The organism is Agrobacterium vitis, assembly GCF_013426735.1.
Classification (GTDB): domain Bacteria; phylum Pseudomonadota; class Alphaproteobacteria; order Rhizobiales; family Rhizobiaceae; genus Allorhizobium; species Allorhizobium vitis_D.
This window is the reverse complement of record NZ_AP023273.1, coordinates 371,769-390,885: the sequence shown is the minus strand read 5'-3', so window position 1 is coordinate 390,885 and position 19,117 is coordinate 371,769. Positions and strand designations below refer to the sequence as shown.

The 19,117-nt window shown below is 58.5% G+C and carries 18 protein-coding genes; 12 read left to right on the top strand and 6 right to left on the bottom strand.

Going from position 1 to position 19,117, the window contains the following annotated elements; translation table 11 throughout:
- The first annotated feature begins 142 nt into the window (after window positions 1–142).
- Window positions 143–538, top strand: a complete 396-nt coding sequence (locus H1Y61_RS19095; RefSeq protein WP_235680960.1) for an SgcJ/EcaC family oxidoreductase — start codon at window positions 143–145, stop codon at window positions 536–538.
- A 61-nt stretch (window positions 539–599) separates the two neighbouring features.
- Here H1Y61_RS19095 and fucP read toward each other — a convergent pair whose 3' ends face one another.
- The 6 genes from fucP to H1Y61_RS19065 all read right to left on the bottom strand — a co-directional run bounded on the left by fucP (window position 600) and on the right by H1Y61_RS19065 (window position 7,343).
- Window positions 600–1,874: an L-fucose:H+ symporter permease gene (fucP, locus tag H1Y61_RS19090; protein ID WP_180575068.1), complete on the bottom strand. Its 1,275-nt coding sequence runs from the start codon at window positions 1,872–1,874 to the stop codon at window positions 600–602.
- 431 nt (window positions 1,875–2,305) lie between these two features.
- Window positions 2,306–3,343, bottom strand: coding sequence for a sulfate/molybdate ABC transporter ATP-binding protein (locus H1Y61_RS19085; RefSeq protein ID WP_156532594.1), 1,038 nt, complete (start codon window positions 3,341–3,343; stop codon window positions 2,306–2,308).
- A gap of 14 nt (window positions 3,344–3,357) precedes the next feature.
- The gene (gene cysW, locus H1Y61_RS19080; protein ID WP_087729945.1) at window positions 3,358–4,227 is read right to left on the bottom strand and encodes a sulfate ABC transporter permease subunit CysW; all 870 of its coding nucleotides are present in this window, start codon (window positions 4,225–4,227) and stop codon (window positions 3,358–3,360) included.
- A complete protein-coding gene (gene cysT, locus H1Y61_RS19075) occupies window positions 4,214–5,071 on the bottom strand; it encodes a sulfate ABC transporter permease subunit CysT (RefSeq protein WP_174112431.1) in 858 nt (285 codons plus the stop codon). Before cysT ends, cysW begins: the two co-directional genes overlap by 14 nt.
- Before the next feature lie 27 nt (window positions 5,072–5,098).
- Window positions 5,099–6,055, bottom strand: a complete 957-nt coding sequence (locus H1Y61_RS19070; protein ID WP_409364005.1) for a sulfate ABC transporter substrate-binding protein — start codon at window positions 6,053–6,055, stop codon at window positions 5,099–5,101.
- Between the two features lie 250 nt (window positions 6,056–6,305).
- Window positions 6,306–7,343, bottom strand: coding sequence for a LacI family DNA-binding transcriptional regulator (locus tag H1Y61_RS19065; protein ID WP_180575067.1), 1,038 nt, complete (start codon window positions 7,341–7,343; stop codon window positions 6,306–6,308).
- Between the two features lie 349 nt (window positions 7,344–7,692).
- On the opposite strand from H1Y61_RS19065, the gene H1Y61_RS19060 reads away from it, so the two are divergent.
- From H1Y61_RS19060 to H1Y61_RS19010, 11 genes are all read left to right on the top strand, one after another.
- Window positions 7,693–8,733: a Gfo/Idh/MocA family protein gene (locus H1Y61_RS19060; RefSeq protein WP_180575066.1), complete on the top strand. Its 1,041-nt coding sequence runs from the start codon at window positions 7,693–7,695 to the stop codon at window positions 8,731–8,733.
- Between the two features lie 11 nt (window positions 8,734–8,744).
- Window positions 8,745–9,677 (top strand): sugar phosphate isomerase/epimerase family protein, encoded by a 933-nt coding sequence (locus H1Y61_RS19055; protein WP_180575065.1) that lies wholly within the window; start codon window positions 8,745–8,747, stop codon window positions 9,675–9,677.
- A 77-nt stretch (window positions 9,678–9,754) separates the two neighbouring features.
- Entirely contained in the window at window positions 9,755–10,987 is a 1,233-nt protein-coding gene (locus H1Y61_RS19050) for an ABC transporter substrate-binding protein (RefSeq protein WP_041698482.1), read from the top strand.
- Window positions 10,988–11,123: 136 nt separating this feature from the next.
- Window positions 11,124–12,026, top strand: coding sequence for a carbohydrate ABC transporter permease (locus H1Y61_RS19045; RefSeq protein ID WP_180575064.1), 903 nt, complete (start codon window positions 11,124–11,126; stop codon window positions 12,024–12,026).
- On the top strand, window positions 12,023–12,850 hold the full coding sequence (locus H1Y61_RS19040; protein WP_087729950.1) for a carbohydrate ABC transporter permease: 828 nt from the start codon (window positions 12,023–12,025) through the stop codon (window positions 12,848–12,850). Before H1Y61_RS19045 ends, H1Y61_RS19040 begins: the two co-directional genes overlap by 4 nt.
- Window positions 12,847–13,944: an ABC transporter ATP-binding protein gene (locus H1Y61_RS19035; protein WP_180575063.1), complete on the top strand. Its 1,098-nt coding sequence runs from the start codon at window positions 12,847–12,849 to the stop codon at window positions 13,942–13,944. The genes H1Y61_RS19040 and H1Y61_RS19035 overlap by 4 nt, the downstream gene beginning before the upstream one ends.
- A gap of 453 nt (window positions 13,945–14,397) precedes the next feature.
- Window positions 14,398–15,387 (top strand): ABC transporter substrate-binding protein, encoded by a 990-nt coding sequence (locus H1Y61_RS19030; RefSeq protein WP_087729952.1) that lies wholly within the window; start codon window positions 14,398–14,400, stop codon window positions 15,385–15,387.
- 5 nt (window positions 15,388–15,392) lie between these two features.
- Entirely contained in the window at window positions 15,393–16,166 is a 774-nt protein-coding gene (locus tag H1Y61_RS19025) for an ABC transporter ATP-binding protein (RefSeq protein WP_174112439.1), read from the top strand.
- A 55-nt stretch (window positions 16,167–16,221) separates the two neighbouring features.
- Entirely contained in the window at window positions 16,222–16,977 is a 756-nt protein-coding gene (locus H1Y61_RS19020) for an ABC transporter permease (protein WP_174112640.1), read from the top strand.
- A 117-nt stretch (window positions 16,978–17,094) separates the two neighbouring features.
- Window positions 17,095–18,078, top strand: a complete 984-nt coding sequence (locus H1Y61_RS19015; RefSeq protein ID WP_409364004.1) for an isopenicillin N synthase family dioxygenase — start codon at window positions 17,095–17,097, stop codon at window positions 18,076–18,078.
- A gap of 86 nt (window positions 18,079–18,164) precedes the next feature.
- Entirely contained in the window at window positions 18,165–19,067 is a 903-nt protein-coding gene (locus tag H1Y61_RS19010) for a LysR family transcriptional regulator (RefSeq protein ID WP_180575213.1), read from the top strand.
- The last annotated feature ends 50 nt before the right edge of the window (window positions 19,068–19,117 follow it).

Sequence of the window (19,117 nt, the reverse complement as noted above, 5' to 3'; positions counted from 1 at the left end):
CTTCTTCATAGCCACTTTTCTAAGCAACCGACCGGCGTTGGGCTTGGCTCGGGCTTGATAAAGGAGCTGTCTCATGCAGAAAATTCTTTTGGCATTCGGTGTAACCGCCGGTCTTGCGGTATCGTCTTTTGCCGCACCCGCGATGGCACAGGAATGCGCGCCAGTGACCCAGCAGCAGGTGGAAAAGTTGTTTGACCGTTGGAATGCATCCCTTGCGACGCTCGATCCGGATAAAGTTGTCGCGAATTATGAGGATGACGCAGTTCTCCTCGCGACCCTGTCGAACCAGCCGAGGCTGACGCAGGAAGAGCGCCGCGCGTATTTTGTCGATTTTCTGAAAAAGAAGCCTCAGGGCGTGGTCGATAACCGGACGATCAAGCTGGGCTGCAACGCGGCCATCGATACCGGCGTCTACACGTTCACCCTGGGGGATGGCACAAAGGTTCCGGCCCGCTACACCTTCACCTATGACTATGATGGCGGAAAATGGTTGATCTCCTCCCATCACTCTTCGGCAATGCCGGAACGCACGTCGTAAAGGCAATTTATGGGCATGTCGCCGCGCTGGGACGCGCGGCGACATGCAATGGCTCATCAGTTTATGCAGCTGTTCTGGAGCCTAAAGCGCCATAATAGGCGATATAGACGTAGCAGAGGATCGGCATCAGGAAGGCGAGGTGGATGCCGACCGTATCGGCAAGCCCGCCCTGTACCAGGGGCAACAAAGCGCCGCCGACAATGGCGAGGCAAAGAATGCCGGAACCCTGGCTGGTATGGCGACCCAGGCCCTTCAGCGCCAGGCTGAAAATGGTCGGGAACATGATCGAGTTGAAGAAACCAATCGACAACACGCACCACATGGCGACATGGCCTGTTGTCAGCACTGTCACTAGCAGCAGGATGCCTGCGGCGACCGCATTGAAGGCCAGAACCTTGCCGTCATCCATATAGCGCATCACGGCGGAACCGATGAAACGCCCAATCATGGCGCCACCCCAGAAATAGGAGACGTAATGGGCAGCCGTCTGTTCAGGCAGCCCGGCAATGCTGGGTTCGGCCATGAAATTGACCAGGAAGCTGCCAATGCTGACTTCCGCGCCGACATAAAGAAAAATGCCGACTGCGCCGAGAACCAGGTGGCGATAGCCCCAGGCTGAGCCGGAAACATCGCCGGATTTGGCATCTTCCTCGGCCTCTACAGCCGGAAGTTTCAGCGCCGCGAAAATGGCAGCAAGAACGAGGAAGGCGATGGCCAGCATCAGATACGGAAATTTGACCGCTGCGGCTTCCGCCATGCGCAGGGCGTCCATCTGCTCCGGTGTGGCGTTTTCAACGGCAGCCGTTGCCGAAGACAGAATTAGGAAGGCACCGAAAATCGGTGCAACGGTGGTGCCCAGCGAATTGAAGGCCTGGGTCAGGGTGAGACGGCTGGAAGCGGTTTCAGGGGCGCCCAGCACGGTGACATAGGGGTTTGCCGCCACCTGGAGAATGGTGACGCCTGCCGCCAGCACGAACAACGCGCCGAGAAACAGGCCATAGACCCGCAGGCTTGCCGCGGGGATGAACAAAGCGCAGCCGATGGCGGCAACGAGGAGACCCGTGACGATGCCCCATTTATAGCTGATGCGCTTGACCAGGGCCCCTGCGGACAAGGAAACGATAAAATAAGCGCCGAAGAAGCACAGCTGGATCAACATGGTCTGTGTGTAATTCAGCTGAAAGACGTTTTTCAGATGCGGTATGAGAATATCGTTGAGGCAGGTGATGAAGCCCCAGAGGAAGAAAAGAGAGGTCAGCGCGATCAGCGGACCGGTATAGGAGCGGCTGGCTCCTGCGTGCGCGGTTTGCGACGCGCCTGTTTGAATTCCTGCCATTTTCGGTTCTTTTTTCTTGATGCGGCGCAGCGGGAATACTGCGGCATGGATTAACGATCTGGCGGAGCGATGGCCGTGGCTGCGGCTTGAATACGCAAGTGCCGGCCCGCAACGCGGAGGAGAACGTGATTGTTCCGCAAAAAAGCCTGACCGTAATTTCGGCGTGTTGGCTGCGGGCAACCGCGACTGACAACTGTCCGCTTGGGAGGACGATCAGTTGTAAGCCCTGTTGGCTTATCGCTCCTGATAGGGCACCGCAAGAAGATGCAGGGTGTAATCCCGTGCAATTTGAGGGACCGAGCCTTTCGGCCCGGTTTTCTCCATGTGTTTGAGATATTGATAATTTATACAAGGCGAAGATGTGTAAACATCCTCCAGCATCGTGCGGTTTCCAGTTTGCCGCACGATGCTGATGCCTTGTGACGCCTGGGTCAGGCGCTTGCCGGATAGACTTTCCAGCGTTTGGGGCGGAAGGATATCCCGGTTCGGGTGGCGGCGGGATGATCGACGGGAACGTCGATTTCCGCCAGATGCCGTGCGCCGCCAAGCTCCAGTTCCAGACGGCGGGTTCCCGACAGTCTTCGGCTGCTGATCACCGTTCCGGCAAAGCAACCGCCACACCCATCGACAATCTCGACTTCCTGCGGCCTGAAGAACAGCGTCGCATTGCCGTTGCCTTCGGATTTAAGCCCGGTCGGCCGGTCATCAAGCCAGATCTCGCCGGATTCGATGCGCACCGGCAGCGCCGAGGATTCACCGATGAAGCGGTGAACGAAGGGGGCCGCCGGATTGTCATAGACGTCGTCGGCGGTGCCGACCTGCTCGATGCGGCCCTGGCTCATCACCACGACGCGGTCGGCAAGTTCCAGTGCCTCTTCCTGATCGTGGGTGACGAATACGGTGGTATGGCCGGTGCGATCATGAATTTCCCGCAGCCAGCGCCGCAAATCCTTGCGGACCTGGGCGTCGAGAGCGCCGAAAGGCTCGTCCAGCAGCAGCACCTTTGGCTCGATTGCCATGGCGCGGGCCAACGCGACGCGCTGACGCTGACCACCGGAAAGTTGGGCGGGATAGCGCTTTTCAAGGCCCGACAGCTGCACGAAATCGAGCAGCTCCAAGGCCCGTTTGCGGATTTCCGCCTTGGGCGGACGCGACGCCTTTGGCCGAACGGTGAGGCCGAAGCCGACATTTTCCAGCACGGTCATATGCTTGAACAGCGCATAGTGCTGGAACACGAAGCCGACTTGCCGTTCCTGCACGGTCTTGCGCGACGCATCGTCGTCGCCGAAGAAAATCTGGCCGGCGCTTGGCCGTTCAAGCCCGGCGATCAGCCGCAGCAAGGTGGTTTTTCCCGAACCGGAGGGGCCGACAAGCGCGATCAACTCGCCGGAACGGATGTCCAGCGACAGTTCGTGGAGGGCGGCGGTCGCGTTGAAGTCCTTGCGGATATTGCGAATATTGAGTTCCATGAGCGAATTCCCGATCAATGCCCACGGGCAGCCGACAATTGGTCGGCATAGCGCAGTTCAATGGTTGTCTTGAGGACGAGGGTGACCAATGCCAGCCCTGCCAGCAGTGAAGCGACCGCGAAGGCGGCGGCGAAGTTATATTCGTTATAGAGAATTTCAATATGCAGCGGCATGGTATTGGTCACGCCCCGGATATGGCCTGATACCACCGAAACCGCGCCGAATTCGCCCATGGCCCGGGCGTTGCACAGCAGCACGCCGTAGAGCAATCCCCAGCGGATATTCGGCAGAGTGACCCGCCAGAAGGTCTGCCAGCCACTGGCGCCGAGGCTGATCGCGGCCTCTTCATCACCAGTGCCTTGTTCCTGCATGACGGGGATCAGTTCGCGCGCCACGAAAGGGAAGGTGACAAAAATCGTCGCCAGTACGATGCCCGGCACGGCAAACAGGATCTCGACGCCATGCGTGCGCAGCCATGGACCAAGCAGACTATTGGAGCCGAACAGCAGCACGTAGACCAGACCTGAAATCACCGGCGACACCGAAAATGGCAGGTCGATCAGGGTGATCAGGAAGGCCTTGCCGCGAAATTCGAATTTCGCAATCGCCCACGCGGCCGCGACCCCGAAGATCACGTTGGCGGGAACGGCGATTACCGCAACCAGCAACGTCAACCGCATGGCCGAGAGGGCATCTGGTTCGACAAGCGCTTCCAGCCAGGCGCTGGCGCCATTGCGGAATGCCTCGGAAAACACCGCCACCAGCGGAAGCATGAGAAACAGCAATAGGAATAGCAGCGAGACGAGGATGAGCAGACATTGGACGACGGGCGTTTCGGTCGTCGCTCGATGAAAGGTAGGGGAGCGGCGGTCAGTCATTGCCATATTTTCTCCGGCTTGCAGCCTGAATGAGATTGATCAACAGAAGCATGGCGAAGGAAATCGCCAGCATCACCGCACCGACGGCTGTTGCGCCCGCATAGTTGAACTCCTCCAGCCGGATGACGATGAGAAGCGGTGCGATTTCAGATACATAAGGGACATTGCCGGCCACGAAGATCACCGATCCATATTCCCCGACCCCACGCGCCAGTGCAAGGGCAAAGCCGGTCATGATGGCCGGTGCCAGGCCTGGCAGCAGCACTTTGAAAATCGTTGCGAAGCGACTGGCACCCAGCGTGGCGGCGGCCTCCTCCACGTCGCGGTCGATTTCTTCCATGACCGGCTGCACGGTGCGCACCACGAAGGGCAGACCGATAAACACCATGGCAACGACGATGCCAGCCTGGGTATAGGCGACTTTAAGACCAAGCGGTGCAAGAAGCGAGCCGATCCAACCGTTCGGCGCGTAGAGCGAGGCAAGCGCGATACCGGCAACGGCGGTTGGCAGCGCGAAAGGCAGATCGACCATCGCGTCGATGATCCGCCGTCCCCAGAAATTGTAGCGCACCAGCACCCAGGCGACCAGCACGCCGAATACGACATTGAGCATCGCCGCCAGGATGGCCGAGCCGAAGCTGACCTTCAGGGCGCCAAGCGTTCTGCGGTCAGACGCGATATGCCAGAAATCCGCCCAGCCCAATTCGGCGGAACGCCAGACCAGACCGGACAGGGGAATGAGAACGATGAGGGCGAGGTAAAACACCGTAAAGCCGAACGTCAACCCAAATCCGGGAAGAACGCTCGGCTGACGGAATTGCCACCTGCCTTGAACAGGACTATGGGCCATTCTGTTTTTCTTACTTTCTTGGCTGACTTATTTTCCGGGCTGGTAGATCTGGTCGAACAGGCCACCATCAGCGAAGAATTGCGGTTGTACTTTTGCCCAGCCACCGAAATCCTCGATGGTGACGAGATCAACCGACGGGAACCGCTTCAAATCGGCAGGATCGGCCAGCTCCGGCTTTGCAGGGCGATAGTAATGCTTTGCAGCGATCTTTTGCCCGGCGTCGGAATAGAGATAATCGAGATAGGCCTTGGCGACTTCTTCGGTCCCATGGGCTTTGGCATTGCCCTCGACGACGGCGACCGGCGGTTCTGCCTTGACCGAAACGGACGGCACGATGATGTCGAATTTGTCGGGGCCGAGTTCATCGATCGACAGGAAGGCTTCGTTTTCCCAGGCGAGCAGAACATCGCCAATGCCGCGCTGCACGAAGGTGGTGGTAGAGCCGCGCGCACCGGTATCCAGCACCGGCACATGCTTGAACAGAGCGCTGAGGTATTCCTTGGCCTTCTGCTGATCGCCATTATTGGCCTTCAGCGCCCAGCCCCAGGCGGCCAGCACGTTCCAGCGGGCACCGCCAGAGGTTTTCGGATTGGGGGTGATCACCTCAATCCCGTCCTTGGTGAGGTCGGCCCAGTCCTTGATGCCTTTCGGATTGCCCTTGCGCACCAGAAAGACGATGGTGGATGTATAGGGCGAACTGCTGCTTGGCAGTTTGGTTTTCCAGTCGGCGGGGATCTTGCCGGTCTTTTCGGCAATGGCGGAAATATCCGCTTCCAACGCCAGCGTCACCACGTCGGCCTCAAGACCGTCGATAACCGAGCGGGCCTGAGCGCCCGAACCGCCATGCGACATTCTCACAGAAACGCTATCGCCGGTTTTCTGCTTCCAATAGGCGGCGAAGGCTGGATTGAAATCCTTGTACAACTCGCGCGTCGGGTCGTAGCTGACGTTCAGCAATGTCACATTGGCCGCAACAGCGGGCATGGCGAGGCTTGCGGCTATCGCCAGCGTGGCAATGATCTTCACGGTTCTAAAACGGGACATTGCGATCTCCTTAACCCCTAAGACTTCAAAATCTATTGAGGTTGTAGAGTATGTCAACGACCAAGGCCAGTTCGAGAGAGAACTTGCCTCTGGCCGCTGCTAACTTAGCAATTTCAAGCGTAATTCCAGCGAGGCGGGGAGGATTTTTGCGGCGCCGGTCAAGGATGATCTCCAAGCATGGTCTTCCCGCCTATGTCAGCAGGTCGAAGGCATCGCTTTCGCCCGGCACCAGTTCTAGCGGCCAGAGGCTATTGCGGGCATGGGTTCTGTATGTTTCCGCATAATCCGGCATTGAGGCGAGCAAGGTTTCGGCCAGTTCCACCCCAAGATCCTCCAGGGAAAGGCGGTAGCAGGTCAGAGTGGGTTGCAGAAACCGGGCGCGGGGCGCTTCACGAAACCCGATAACGGCGATGTCCCGGCCAGGGATGACGCCAGCCTCAGCCAGCCGCCGGTACAGGCCGATTGCCATGAGTTCGTAAATCAGGATGATTGCGGTCGGGCGCGGATCGAGCGCCAGCAACTCGCTGCCCACGCTATAACCACCGCTTTCGCTGGATTTCGCCCGCAGGACCAAGGCCGGATCGAAGGTCAGGTCATTGCGCTCCAGCGCGGCCTGATAGGCGTCGGTAAACACGGTGCCGAGGTTAATATCGGTGCAGGGGGCGGCGATGGCGATGCGACGGTGACCTTTCGACACCAGTCGATCCACGGCGGAATTGGCGACACCGGCAAAATCCAGGTCGATCCAGGTATGGCTGCCGCCGGATGTGCTGCGGCCCAGGCTTACAAAGGGTATCTTCGTCTTGATCAGCAGATCGATACGCTTATCGACCCGCTGCGTAGCCGAAATGATCATCGCATCAACCAGGCGGCGGGCGACCATGCGCTGAAGATATTCCAGGGGGTCTTCGTCGGCGGGGCAGGGGAGCAGGACGAGGTCGAGATTGTGCCGGGCAAACACCGTCTGCAAACCGTCCATGACACCGAAAAAGAAGTTGTCGCTGTTGTCCACATTGTCCTTGCCGGACTCGATCATCAGTCCGATGACATTAGTCGTTCCTTTACGCAGGCTGCGACCCGACTGATTTGCGACATAGCCCAGCTGCTCGGCGGCCTCCAGCACCCGCCGTCGCGTTTCCGCGTTGACGTCGGGGCGTCCATTCAGCGCGCGCGACACCGTCCCGATGGAGATGTCGAGATGTTTTGCAAGCTGATGTATGCCCTTCATGTCAGATAATCTCTCCCAGAAGCGACGTCACCAAGTGACGCTATGAATAGCAAGCGGGTTGTAAATTTCATGCTCTGCCTTGTCCGGTGTACTGCAAAATTTCGCAAGCAGGAATCGGTTTTTCCCTTGATCCTGATGCGGTTTATCGTGCTGCCGAGTGCAATAACAGCGTCGCGTATTGACATGAGACGAAAACCACGATTAGTATCGTAAACGTTTACGGAAGCCGATGCAAAGAGGAGTTTGCGCGGCGGGAGGTTTCCGGAAGAGCGTTTGCTGGTTCGGCCTACCGGAAACTGGAACCATGTCTGGCGCGATAGCGACCGGATGGGATGCAAGGGAGGATATCTTGCAATTCAAAGCCGTTTTATGCGGGTGCGGAGCTATGGCCAAGGGCTGGCTCCGGGCCATTGCCGACACGCCTTCGCTTGCCGAGCGAATTTCTGTTGTCGGGCTCGTTGACGTGAACGTTTCGGCAGCCGAGGCCTTGGCAGAGGAATTCTGCCTGGAAGGTGCGGTGACGGGTAATAGTCTTGCCGATGTTCTCGAACAGACGGCCCCCGATCTGGTCTTCGATGTCGTCATTCCGGCTGCCCGCTTCGATATCGTCTCCACCGCGCTGAAGGCCGGATGCCACGTGCTCAGCGAAAAGCCCATGGCCAATACGCTGCAAGAGGCGAAGGCCCTGATTAAACTGGCCGCTGAGACCGGACGTATCCATGCCGTCGTGCAGAACCGCCGCTTCATTCAAGGGGTCCGCCGGATGCGGCAATTCCTGGACAGCGGTGTGATCGGCGAGTTGACGGCGGTGCATTGCGATTTCTTTCTGGCACCGCATTTCGGCGGGTTCCGGGATGAGATGGAGCATGTCCTGCTGCTCGACATGGCAATTCACACCTTCGATGCGGCGCGCTTCATTGCCAATCGTCAGCCGCTGGCGGCCTATTGCGTGGAGCGCAATCCGCATGGCTCCTGGTATGCCCATGGCGCCAGCGCCAATGCGATCTTCGAGTTCACTGACGACGTGGTTTTCACCTATCGCGGCTCCTGGTGCGCTGAAGGGCGCAGGACCAGTTGGGAAAGTGCGTGGCGGCTGGTCGGCAGCAGGGGCATGTTGACCTGGGACGGGGAAGAGATGTTTGAGGCCTCCATTGCCGCAGACGAACCCGGCCTGTTGCGTGGATATACGACCGTAAACGTTTCCGATGATGTTGTACCTGGCGAGACGCACGGCCATGCCAGCGTGCTGGAAAGCTTCATTGCGGCGGTTGCCGGTGGCGAGCCGCCCGAGACCGCCGGTTTCGACAATATCAACAGTCTTGCCATGGTGTTTGCCGCCATCGAAAGCGCGCAGAGCGGCAAGCGTATCGACATTTCAGCTTCGCTATAAGGACCATGACTGTGAGCAATCCTGCAAAATCCATTCGTATCGGCACCATGATCAGCGGCAATAACGGCGATGCGGCCACCCGCATCCGGGAAATTGCTGGTCTTGGCTTTGAAAGCTTCGAACCGTTTTTCTGGCAGACGACCAAAGGTCAGAACCTTGCCGAACTTGGCAAGCGCTGCGTCGATGCCATCGGCGACCGCGATATTACCATTTCAACGCTCGGCATGTTCGGCAATCCGCTTGAGGAAACCGACATCGACTTTGAGACGCTGGAAGGTTGGAAACAGTGTATCGATAATGCCCATCATTTCGGTGCGAGTTGCGTTGCAGGCTTTACCGGGCGGCTGCGAGGCAAGGTGTTGACCGACAGCCTGCCACGCTACCGCGAAATCTGGAGCGAGTTGGCCAAGCGCGCTGCCGACAAGGGCATTCGCATCGCCTTTGAAAACTGCGCCATGGACGGCAACTGGCAGAGCGGCGACTGGAATATCGCCCATAATCCTGACGCCTGGGAGTTGATGTTCAACGAGACCCCGGATGACAATATCGGCCTTGAATGGGAGCCCTGCCATCAGATGGTTTATCTGATCGATCCCCTGCCGCAGATCCGCAAATGGGCATCCAAGATTTTTCACGTGCATGGCAAGGACGCCACCATTCGCTGGGACGTTATTCGTGAACACGGCATTTTCGGCAGGGAGCCGTTCGTGTTCATGCGCACACCGGGCTTTGGCGACAGCAATTGGACCAATGTGATCAGCGAATTACGGCTGGCTGGCTATAGCGGCTCTATCGATATCGAAGGTTGGCATGATCCGGTCTACCGCGATGCCTTGGAAATGACCGGTCAGGTTCACGCCCTCAACCATCTGAAACAGGCGCGTGGCGGCGATTTTATCGACGAGATGGCGGCTTATGGCGGAGGCGATCCCTCGCTGAAATAGAATAAGGTCTTGGTTTCGTCTGGCATGGAGGTGCCGGGCGAGATTGGAGGCCGGGATAGAAACGGAGGAGGAAACCCATGATCATCAACAGACGTGCCTTGATCGCTGTGCTGGCTCTTGCCACGGCTTGTCCGCTTGCATCGACCGCCCGGGCGGACGACGTGACACTCAATCTCTGGTCGCTCGACAAGGATATCCAGCCGGCACCCAATCTGGTCAAGCAATTCAACGCGCTCAACAATGGCATCAAGATCGAGTATCGGCTCCTTCAGTTCGACGATGTCGTGACGGAAGCGATGCGCGCCTATTCAACCGGACAGGCACCTGACATCATCGCCGTCGATAATCCGGAACATGCGCTGTTTGCCTCGCGCGGCGCGTTCCTTGATCTAACCGACATGATCGCCAAGTCGGATGTGATCAAGCCCGCGAACTATTTTCCGGGGCCGTTGGCGTCTGTGACCTGGAAAGACCGCTATTTCGGCGTGCCGAAAGCCACCAACACCATCGCGCTCTACTATAACCGCGATATGTTCAAGGCTAAGGGTCTCGATCCACTGAAGCCACCGCAGACCTGGGACGAACTTCTGGCCGCTGCCCGCAAGCTGAACGACCCGGCCAAGAATGTCTACGGCCTCGCGTTTTCCGCCAAGGCAAGTGAAGAGGGAACGTTCCAATTCCTGCCCTGGGCGCAGATGGGTGGCGGCGGTTATGACCATATCAATGCTCCGGGCGCGGTAAAGGCGCTGGAGACCTGGAAAACCATCATGACCGAAAAACTGGCCTCGCCGGATACGCTAACGCGCGGCCAGTGGGATTCGACCGGCACGTTTAATTCCGGCAATGCCGCCATGGCGATTTCGGGTCCCTGGGAGCTGGACCGGATGCTGAAAGAGGCCAAATTCGACTGGGGCGTCGCGCTCTTGCCGGTGCCGAGCCCGGGCGCTGAACGGTCTTCCGGCATGGGTGACTTCAACTGGGCAATCTTTTCCAGCACCAAGCATCCGGCGGAAGCCTTCAAGGCTCTGGAATTCTTCGCCTCGCAGGACAAGGATATGTTCAAGAATTTCGGACAGTTGCCAGCCCGGTCCGACATCGCCATTCCGCCATCGGGTTCGCCTTTGAAGGATGCGGCGCTGCAAGTGTTTCTGGAGCAGATGAAATATGCCAAGCCGCGCGGGCCGCATCCGGCCTGGCCAAAAATATCCAAGGCGATCCAGGATGCCATCCAGGCGGCACTGACCGGCCAGATGACGCCCAAGGATGCGCTGGATCAGGCGCAGAAAAAGATCAAAGCCGCCTTGGGTTGAGCGTGAAGACCACCCAGCGATCATGCCATGCGCCGTCAATGCGGTGGCATGACTATCCCTTCCTCCCGGCCGGGGCTGCATTTCTCCTGTGAGAATGCGGTTCCTGGACGGCGCTCCGAATGGAGAAATAGGTCTCATGAAACGGATCATGTCGAGTATTGTCGATGGGCGTGGCTTTGACTTCGGTCTTGCCGGGGTGCCGCTGGCCTTTCTTGTGGTCATGTCGGGTCTGCCGCTGCTCTATAATATTGTGATGAGCTTTCAGGAGGTTGACATGTTCAGCCTTGGAACCTTCTCCCGTCCCTTTGTCGGTTTTCAGAACTATATCGACCTGATGGCGCAGCCGGAAACCCTGCCTATTTTCACCAATACGGCGATTTTCGTCGTGGCGTCGATTGCCGGGCAATTCCTTCTGGGCTTTGGTCTGGCGCTGTTTTTCGGGGTGGGATTTCCCGGTTCCTCCTGGCTGCGCGGTCTGTTTCTGGTGTCATGGATCATGCCCGGCCTCGTCGTCGGCGCGACTTGGAACTGGATACTCTCAGGCGATTTCGGCGTGTTCAATTATATGCTGCGCGAAACCGGGCTGATCAGCGCCAATATCTTCTGGCGGTCCGATCCGGCTTATGCGCTGTGGGCGGTGATTATCGCCAATATCTGGCTTGGCACGTCCTTCAACATGATCCTGCTGTCGGTCGGGCTATCAGGCATTCCCAAGGATCTCTATGAAGCGGCGCAACTGGATGGCGCGACCGTGTTCCAACGGTTCTTTACCATCACCCTGCCGATGATGCGCTCGTCTATCGGTGCGCTGGTGTCGCTGGGGTTGATCTTTACCTTGCAGCAATTTGACCTGTTTGCCGCCATTACCTCCGGCGGACCGGCCAATGCCTCGAATGTGGCGCAATATTGGGCCTGGGACCTGTCTTTCCGGCAATATGACTTCGCCAAGGGTGCGACCGTGTCGGTGATCATGACCGTCTTCGTGCTTCTGGCATCGCTCGTCTATGTCCGCTCCACACGTCATGAGGTGCGAGGATGAGCGAAACAGTTCGTAACCGCCTGATGCTTGCCATCGCCCTCATCATGGCGGCGATCTATCTCTTTCCGCTCTACTGGATGTATGTCACAGCACTGAAAACCGGCTCGGCGATGTTTGCCACCCCGCCGCATTTCTGGCCGGACGATCCGCAATGGGGCGTCTATGCTGATGTCTGGCAAAGCCGCAATATGGGCCGCTATCTGTGGAATTCGACCGTGATTGCGCTGGGTTCGGTCAGCATTATCTGCGTTCTCGGCACCGGCTGCGCCTATGTGTTGGCACGCTATCGCAATGGCTGGGTCGATGCCGGGCTGTTCCTGATCCTGATGCTCCAGGTTCTACCGGCCTCGCTGATGATTACCCCGATTTTCGTCGGCTTTTCGCAGCTTGGCCTGCTGAACACGCCGCGCTTTGCCGTGATGCTGGCGGTGGCGGCGAAAAGCATGCCGTTCTTCGTGGTTCTGGTGCGTTCCAGCTTCATGACGGTGCCGATCGAGCTGGAGGAAGCAGCCATGGTCGATGGCAATTCGCGGATCGGGGCGTTTTTCAGCATCGTCCTTCCGCTGGCCCGCAATGGTATTCTCGTCAGCGCCATCCTGATCTTCATGCAGGCCTTTGGGGAATTCGTCTATTCCAAATCAATGATCCAATCGGTGGACCTGCAACCGGCCAGCGTCGGGCTGAACAGTTTCATGGGCCCCAATACCAATGAATGGAACGGGATCATGGCCTATGCCTCGATCTATGTGACGCCGATCCTCGCCATTTTCGTTCTTTTACAGCGCCGCATCGTCTCCGGCCTCACTTCGGGAGCCCTGAAATGACCATCCAGATCGAATTGAACGGCGTCAACAAGCATTATGGCGCTTTCCATGCCCTGAAGAACATCAATCTCGCCATCGAAAAGGGCAGTTTCGTCGCCCTGGTCGGCCCATCCGGCTGCGGCAAGTCCACACTGTTGCGGTCACTGGCCGGATTGGAAAAGATTTCCGCCGGTGAAATGAAGATTGCTGGAAACCTGATGACCAATGTGCCGCCGCGCAAGCGCGACATTGCCATGGTGTTCCAGTCCTACGCGCTCTATCCGCATATGACGGTTGAGGAAAATCTGACCTATAGCCTGCGCATCAAGGGGGTGGGCAAGGCGGAGGCGCGCCAGGCCGCCGAGGCGGTGGCGACAACAACAGGGCTGATGCCGCTGTTGAAACGCTATCCGCGTGAATTGTCCGGCGGTCAGCGCCAGCGCGTTGCCATGAGCCGGGCGATCATCCGCAATCCCAAGGCCTTCCTGTTCGATGAGCCGCTGTCCAATCTCGACGCCTCCCTCCGAGTGCATATGCGCAAGGAGATCCGGTTGCTGCATGACCGGTTGAAGGCCACCTCTGTCTATGTCACCCACGATCAGGTCGAGGCGATGACCATGGCCGATCATGTCGTGGTGATGCGCGACGGCGTGATCGAGCAGCAGGGGCGTCCTCTGGACCTTTACGACCGGCCTGCAAACCGCTTCGTTGCCGGTTTCATCGGTTCCCCGGCGATGAATTTCATTCCTGCGCGGGTCTCGCCGGATGGGCTTGGTCTGGAACTTGATTTCGTTGGGAAGGCGGAGATTCTGACATTTGCCGCCGGAATGACTGATGGCCTTGCGCCAGGCCAGCCACTAACGCTTGGCCTCCGGCCGGAACACCTGTCGCTGACGGCTCCTGGCGAAGGGGCTTTCGACGTCGAGGTGGCGCTGGTCGAATCGACGGGATCGTCAACCTATGTGACGACCAGAACCGAGCCGGAATTAACCATTGTCGTTTCGGGCGGGCGCGGCCTGCGCTCCGGCGACCGGCTGGGTGTCCGGATCGATCCGCAGACCGTGCATCTTTATGATGCGCAGACCGGTTTGCGGCTGGATTTCGAGGGCGTGTGATAAGAATTTTCCGCTTGTTGTGTTCTATTTATTAGAGCGCTTATTTTTTGACCGATGCCGGTTTTTCGCGTGTGGCAAGTTCGTGCCGCAGCCTGTTGAAATATAAGGATCGGGGTCTGCGAACCGAGAGGCTGTCAGCGACACAGGCGGGTTTCGCCTATTTTATATGCAGCTTTATGCATTGTTTAAAACTCTTGCAGAATACGTGCTTGCATGAAATGGTTTGGACGCGAGTAGAAGCGGTCTGAGCCTGAGGCTCTGGGCATTGCTCGACGGTGAACCCTGTCGAAGAGATGCCTCCATGTCGCTGTTCTTGTCATCAATTGTCGAAAATCCACCGTCACAACCCTGTCTTTTGGACGCGGGGCGCGCCATCGCACGTCCGCCATGTTCAATGCTTCCCCCTGTCTGCCGTCCTTGAAAATCGAACACTGAGCCTTGGAGAAATGTCCCATGTTTCGTCGTAAGCTTGCGTCCACGCTGTTCACTCTTGGCCTTTTCTCCGGGACTGCCCTTGCCGCCGACAAGGTTACGTTTCAGCTGGACTGGCTGCCGGGTGGCGACAAGGCGCCGATTTATGTCTGTATTCATCAGGGCTTCTGTCGAGACGCGGGGCTGGATGTCACCATTGCCTCTGGCCGAGGCTCGACCGAGGCGATTTCGAAACTGGCGGCGGGGTCTTCCGATATTGGTGTTTCGGATATCGGCGCCTTAATGGCAGCCCGTGCCAATGAAGGCGTGAAGGTTGTTGGCGTTCTGTCGGTGTTCAACAAGGGACCGCACGCCTTCTATGTCATCAAGGGTGGCTCTATCGCCAGTGTTGCCGACGTCAAGGGCAAGACCATTGCCACATCGCCGTTTACCTCGTCCAATGTCTATCTGCCGCTGGTGTTGAAGGACCAGTCCATCGATCCGTCCGCGATCAAGCTGATCAAGGCCGATCCCGGCGCGCTCGGTCCGATGCTGATGACCGGCAATGCTGATGGGATCATTGCCTGGATGACGGATTTCACCCGCTATTCCAATCAGGCCCGCCAAGCGGGCAAGGAAATCGTCGCGCTGCCGTGGTCGGCTGCCGGGCTGGAGCTTTATTCGGCCTCTTTGATCGCCAGCGAGGATTTCCTTGCCAAGCGCCCGGATGTCGCCAAACGTTTCATCGACGCCTACAAGAAGTCGGTGCAATTCACCCGCGCCAATCCTGATGCCGCCGTCACCTCCGTCACCAGTGTCGTGCCGGAACTGGGGTCGGAAGACGTCAAGGGATCGATCAATGACACGCTGCCGCTGATCTTCAACGAGGTCACGGACAAGGATGGCTTGGGCGTGTTCGAGCCCAAGCGCCTGACGGAAACCTGGCGCCGGGTTGCCGCCGCCCAAGCCATTGATCCGGCCAAGCTTGACCCGGAAACTGTGGTCAACCGCAGCTTCATTCCAACGGAGTGAAGAGCATGACGATACCCGCAATCCGCTTTGACCGGCTTGGTCAGGTCTTTTCGACCCGCTCAGGACAAACGGAAGCGCTGCGCGATGTCAGCTTCGAGGTGGCGCGGCACGAATTCCTAGCCATTCTTGGCCCCTCCGGTTGCGGCAAGTCCACTTTGCTGCGGATGATCGCCGGGCTTTTAGCGCCCAGCAGCGGTTCGCTCCAGGTGTTCGGTCATCCGGTGACCGAACCACGCGACGATATCGGCATCGTTTTCCAGAAGCCGACACTGCTGCCCTGGGCGACAGTCGAGGACAATGTGCTGTTTCCGGCCCGCCACAAGCGCGGCAGGGTGAGCGCCGAGGAGCGGCAGCGGGCAGGCGAGTTGTTGCGGATGGTCGGCCTGGGGGGCTTTGCCTCCCGGCTTCCAGATGAATTGTCCGGCGGCATGCAGCAACGGGTTGGTATTGCGCGGGCCTTGCTGATGGACCCGGATATCCTTTTGATGGACGAGCCGTTTTCGGCGCTCGATGCGCTGACCCGCGAGGTGATGGGCTTTGATCTGCTGCGAATTTTCACCGAACGTCCAAAGACGGTGGTGTTCATCACCCATTCCGTCAACGAGGCGGCACTACTGGCCGACCGCGTGCTGGTGATGACTGGCCGTCCCGGCACGGTGCTGACCGATATTGCCGTGCCAGTCGGCCGTCCGCGTGGTCCCGAAACAGCCAACGAGAGAGCCATTCATGACCTTACCGCTTATCTCCGCGACCTCCTCCTCAAGCGACAGGCGGCCTGAGCCGGTGGCTGGAACTCGCCAACGTCTGCTGTTGCGCAGTACTGTCTCCAAGCTCATGGGCCTGCCGGGCCTTGCAGCCCTTGTCTCGCTGGTGGGTGTTATTCTGTTTTGGGAATTGGCCGTGCGGCTATTTGCTGTTCCGTCCTATCTGCTGCCATCGCCGTCCTCGATTTTCAATGCGTTTTCGTCCATCGGAATCGACCGCTGGGGCCTGCATCTGTGGGCGACGCTGCGGGTGGCGATGATCGGCTATGTCTTGTCGATTGCCATCGCCATTCCGCTGGCCATCGTCATGATGCGCTCACCGCTTCTGTCAAAGACGCTCTACCCGCTATTGGTGGTTATTCAGTCAACGCCGGTTGTGGCGGTGGCACCGATCATCATCGTCGTGCTGGGGGCGGGCGATGCGCCACGGGTGGTGATCACCTGTCTCATCACCTTCTTTCCGCTGGTCGTCTCGACGGCGACCGGGCTTGCCGCGACACCGCCGGAATTGATCGAGCTTTCCAGAAGCTTGCGGGCACCCGCCTTTCGGGAAATCACCCAGATCAGGCTGCCCTTTGCCGTGCCTTACATCTTCTCGGCGCTGAAAATCTCGATCACGCTGGCGGTCATCGGGGCGGTGGTTGCGGAATTCTGCGCGTCCGAAGCGGGTGTCGGCTATTTCATCCAGTTTTCGACATCGCTGTTCAAACTGCCCCAGGCCTGGGCCGGATTGTTCGTGCTGGCGGCGCTGTCGCTCATTCTGTTTCAGGCGGTGCTGCTCGTACAGAAACTATTGTTTCCCTGGAGCCTGCCGAAGAACAGCTGAAGCCTTTTGCCGGGGGAAAATTCCCCGTTCTTTTCGGAGTAGAAGCAGTCGGGCATGCCCGGACATTGCTCCTCAACGGCCGGTATCCGGCCCAACCTCAAGGAGACTGCCATGACCATGCAAAGCTACAGCCTTGCCGAATTGAACAAGGAAACCACCATTGGCGGCGTCGGCAAGACCGTCGAGCGCGATGTGCCTGTCATTGATCTCGCCGATTTCGACAATCGCAAGGCTGAGATCGCCGATCAATTGTGGGAGGCCTCGGTTGGTATCGGGTTTTTCCAGGTCTATAACCACGGTATCCCGCAGCAGGATATCGACGCGGCTTTTGAGACCGCCTGGTCCTTCTTTGAATTGCCAGCCGAGGTCAAAGCCCAGTATCCGATGCCCAAGGGAACCAATGCCGGATGGGAATTCAAGGCGCAGGTGCGTCCTTCCACCGGCACGCCGGATAACAAGGAAAGTTATCAGATTACCCGCCCGATGATGGGCGGACTGTGGCCGAGTGAAGAAGAACTGCCTGATTTCAAGGAGAAAATGCTGCGCTTCGAGCGGCAGAATTGGGAACTCGGCATGCGCATTCTCTCCTGCTTTGCCCTGAAGATGGGTTTTGCCGAGGACTTCTTCACCAAGGCGCATGATCCGGCCTCCAGTGAGTACCAATCGACGCAGCGGCTGATCCATTACATGTCGATGGAACATGCCAAGCCGGAGGATTTCGAGTTCTGGCGGGCTGGTGCCCATTCCGATTTCGATTGCCTGACCATCCTGCACCAGAAGGAAGGCGAGGGCGGCTTGCAGGTCTGCCCCGGCAAGGATGCGGCCTCCGGCGAGTGGACAGATGTACCGCCGAAAAATGGCTACATCACCTGCAATATCGGTGACATGCTGATGCGCTGGTCTGATGATCAGCTACAATCGACGCTTCACCGCGTCCGCATGCCGCGTCCAGGCGAATATCTGGGCCGGCGTCTGTCGCTTCCCTTCTTCTGCCAGGCCAATCGCGATGCGGTCATGCAGGGTCCGCTCGGCAAATATGAGGCGATCACCGCTGGAGATTACCTGACGCAGCGCATCAACGCCAACTTCGCCCGGAAATGATGTTGAACCCGGCGAGCCATGATGCCATCGTGGCCAGACAGACAGCGGACAGGGGCAAACGCCCCTGTTCTGCGACGGGAACGCTGATGCTTCATGGCCGCGCTTTGCGCTATATCGACGAAGTCGCCCGGCAGGGCTCGATCCGCAAGGCGGCAAAGACACTGAATGTCGCTGCCTCTGCCATCAATCGCTATATCCTTGACCTGGAGCAGGAACTGGATGCACCGATTTTCGAGCGGTTGTCGCGTGGGTTGAAGCTGACCAGTTCCGGGGAAATCCTGATTGCCCATATCCGCGAGACGCTGAAAGCGCATGACACGATGCGGGTGCAGATCAAGGCCCTGCGTGGCCTCAGCCGAGGCGAGGTGGTGATCGCCACCATGGCAACGCTGGCGGCGGGCAGGCTTGCCGACATCATTGCCGCTTACCGTGCCGATATTCCGCAGGTCAGCCTGCGCATCAAGGTCGGAGATCGCGCCGCGGTTTGCGACATGGTCGCTTCAGGGGCGGCCGATCTGGCACTGGCCTATAATCTGCCGGAGGATAATCGCTTGCAGCGCGCGGCGGAATTTATGCATCCGCTCGGCGCTGTGGTTGCGCCGGACCATCCGTTGGCGGTGCGCAAGACGGTGCGGATCGCCGATTGTCTGATCTATCCGCTGGTGCTGGCTGACAAGAGCCTGTCGCTGCGGGAGGTGGTTGAAAACCTGACACCAACCCAGGCCCAATTGACGCCTGTTGTCGAGACCAATTCCATGGAATTGATGAAGCGGCTGGTGCATGGCGCACCGCATGTCACTTTTCTCAACCGCGTCGATGTGGACCGCGAACTGCAAAGCGGAGAACTGGTCTTTCTTCCGCTGACCGGGTCTGCCGGACTGCAAAGGCTGAACATTCTTCACCGGGCGCGCGGTTCGCTCTCGCCTGCTGCCAGCCATTTCATGCACTACGCCCAGGAACGGCTGCGCATGGTGGAAGACAGCCGCTGACGGCGGTGTTCGACGATGTTGCCGTCCCCTACACCTTGAAATTCGACTTA

Coding starts and splice junctions, on each gene's coding strand:
- H1Y61_RS19025 (WP_174112439.1), top strand. CDS start 15,393: ATGACGATACCCGCAATCCGCTTTGACCGGCTTGGTCAGGTCTTTTCG.
- cysW (WP_087729945.1), bottom strand. CDS start 4,227: ATGGCAATGACTGACCGCCGCTCCCCTACCTTTCATCGAGCGACGACC.
- H1Y61_RS19035 (WP_180575063.1), top strand. CDS start 12,847: ATGACCATCCAGATCGAATTGAACGGCGTCAACAAGCATTATGGCGCT.
- H1Y61_RS19070 (WP_409364005.1), bottom strand. CDS start 6,055: ATGCCCGCTGTTGCGGCCAATGTGACATTGCTGAACGTCAGCTACGAC.
- cysT (WP_174112431.1), bottom strand. CDS start 5,071: ATGGCCCATAGTCCTGTTCAAGGCAGGTGGCAATTCCGTCAGCCGAGC.
- H1Y61_RS19030 (WP_087729952.1), top strand. CDS start 14,398: ATGTTTCGTCGTAAGCTTGCGTCCACGCTGTTCACTCTTGGCCTTTTC.
- H1Y61_RS19050 (WP_041698482.1), top strand. CDS start 9,755: ATGATCATCAACAGACGTGCCTTGATCGCTGTGCTGGCTCTTGCCACG.
- H1Y61_RS19045 (WP_180575064.1), top strand. CDS start 11,124: ATGAAACGGATCATGTCGAGTATTGTCGATGGGCGTGGCTTTGACTTC.
- H1Y61_RS19015 (WP_409364004.1), top strand. CDS start 17,095: ATGCAAAGCTACAGCCTTGCCGAATTGAACAAGGAAACCACCATTGGC.
- fucP (WP_180575068.1), bottom strand. CDS start 1,874: ATGGCAGGAATTCAAACAGGCGCGTCGCAAACCGCGCACGCAGGAGCC.
- H1Y61_RS19095 (WP_235680960.1), top strand. CDS start 143: ATGGCACAGGAATGCGCGCCAGTGACCCAGCAGCAGGTGGAAAAGTTG.
- H1Y61_RS19020 (WP_174112640.1), top strand. CDS start 16,222: ATGGGCCTGCCGGGCCTTGCAGCCCTTGTCTCGCTGGTGGGTGTTATT.
- H1Y61_RS19065 (WP_180575067.1), bottom strand. CDS start 7,343: ATGAAGGGCATACATCAGCTTGCAAAACATCTCGACATCTCCATCGGG.
- H1Y61_RS19085 (WP_156532594.1), bottom strand. CDS start 3,343: ATGGAACTCAATATTCGCAATATCCGCAAGGACTTCAACGCGACCGCC.
- H1Y61_RS19040 (WP_087729950.1), top strand. CDS start 12,023: ATGAGCGAAACAGTTCGTAACCGCCTGATGCTTGCCATCGCCCTCATC.
- H1Y61_RS19010 (WP_180575213.1), top strand. CDS start 18,165: ATGCTTCATGGCCGCGCTTTGCGCTATATCGACGAAGTCGCCCGGCAG.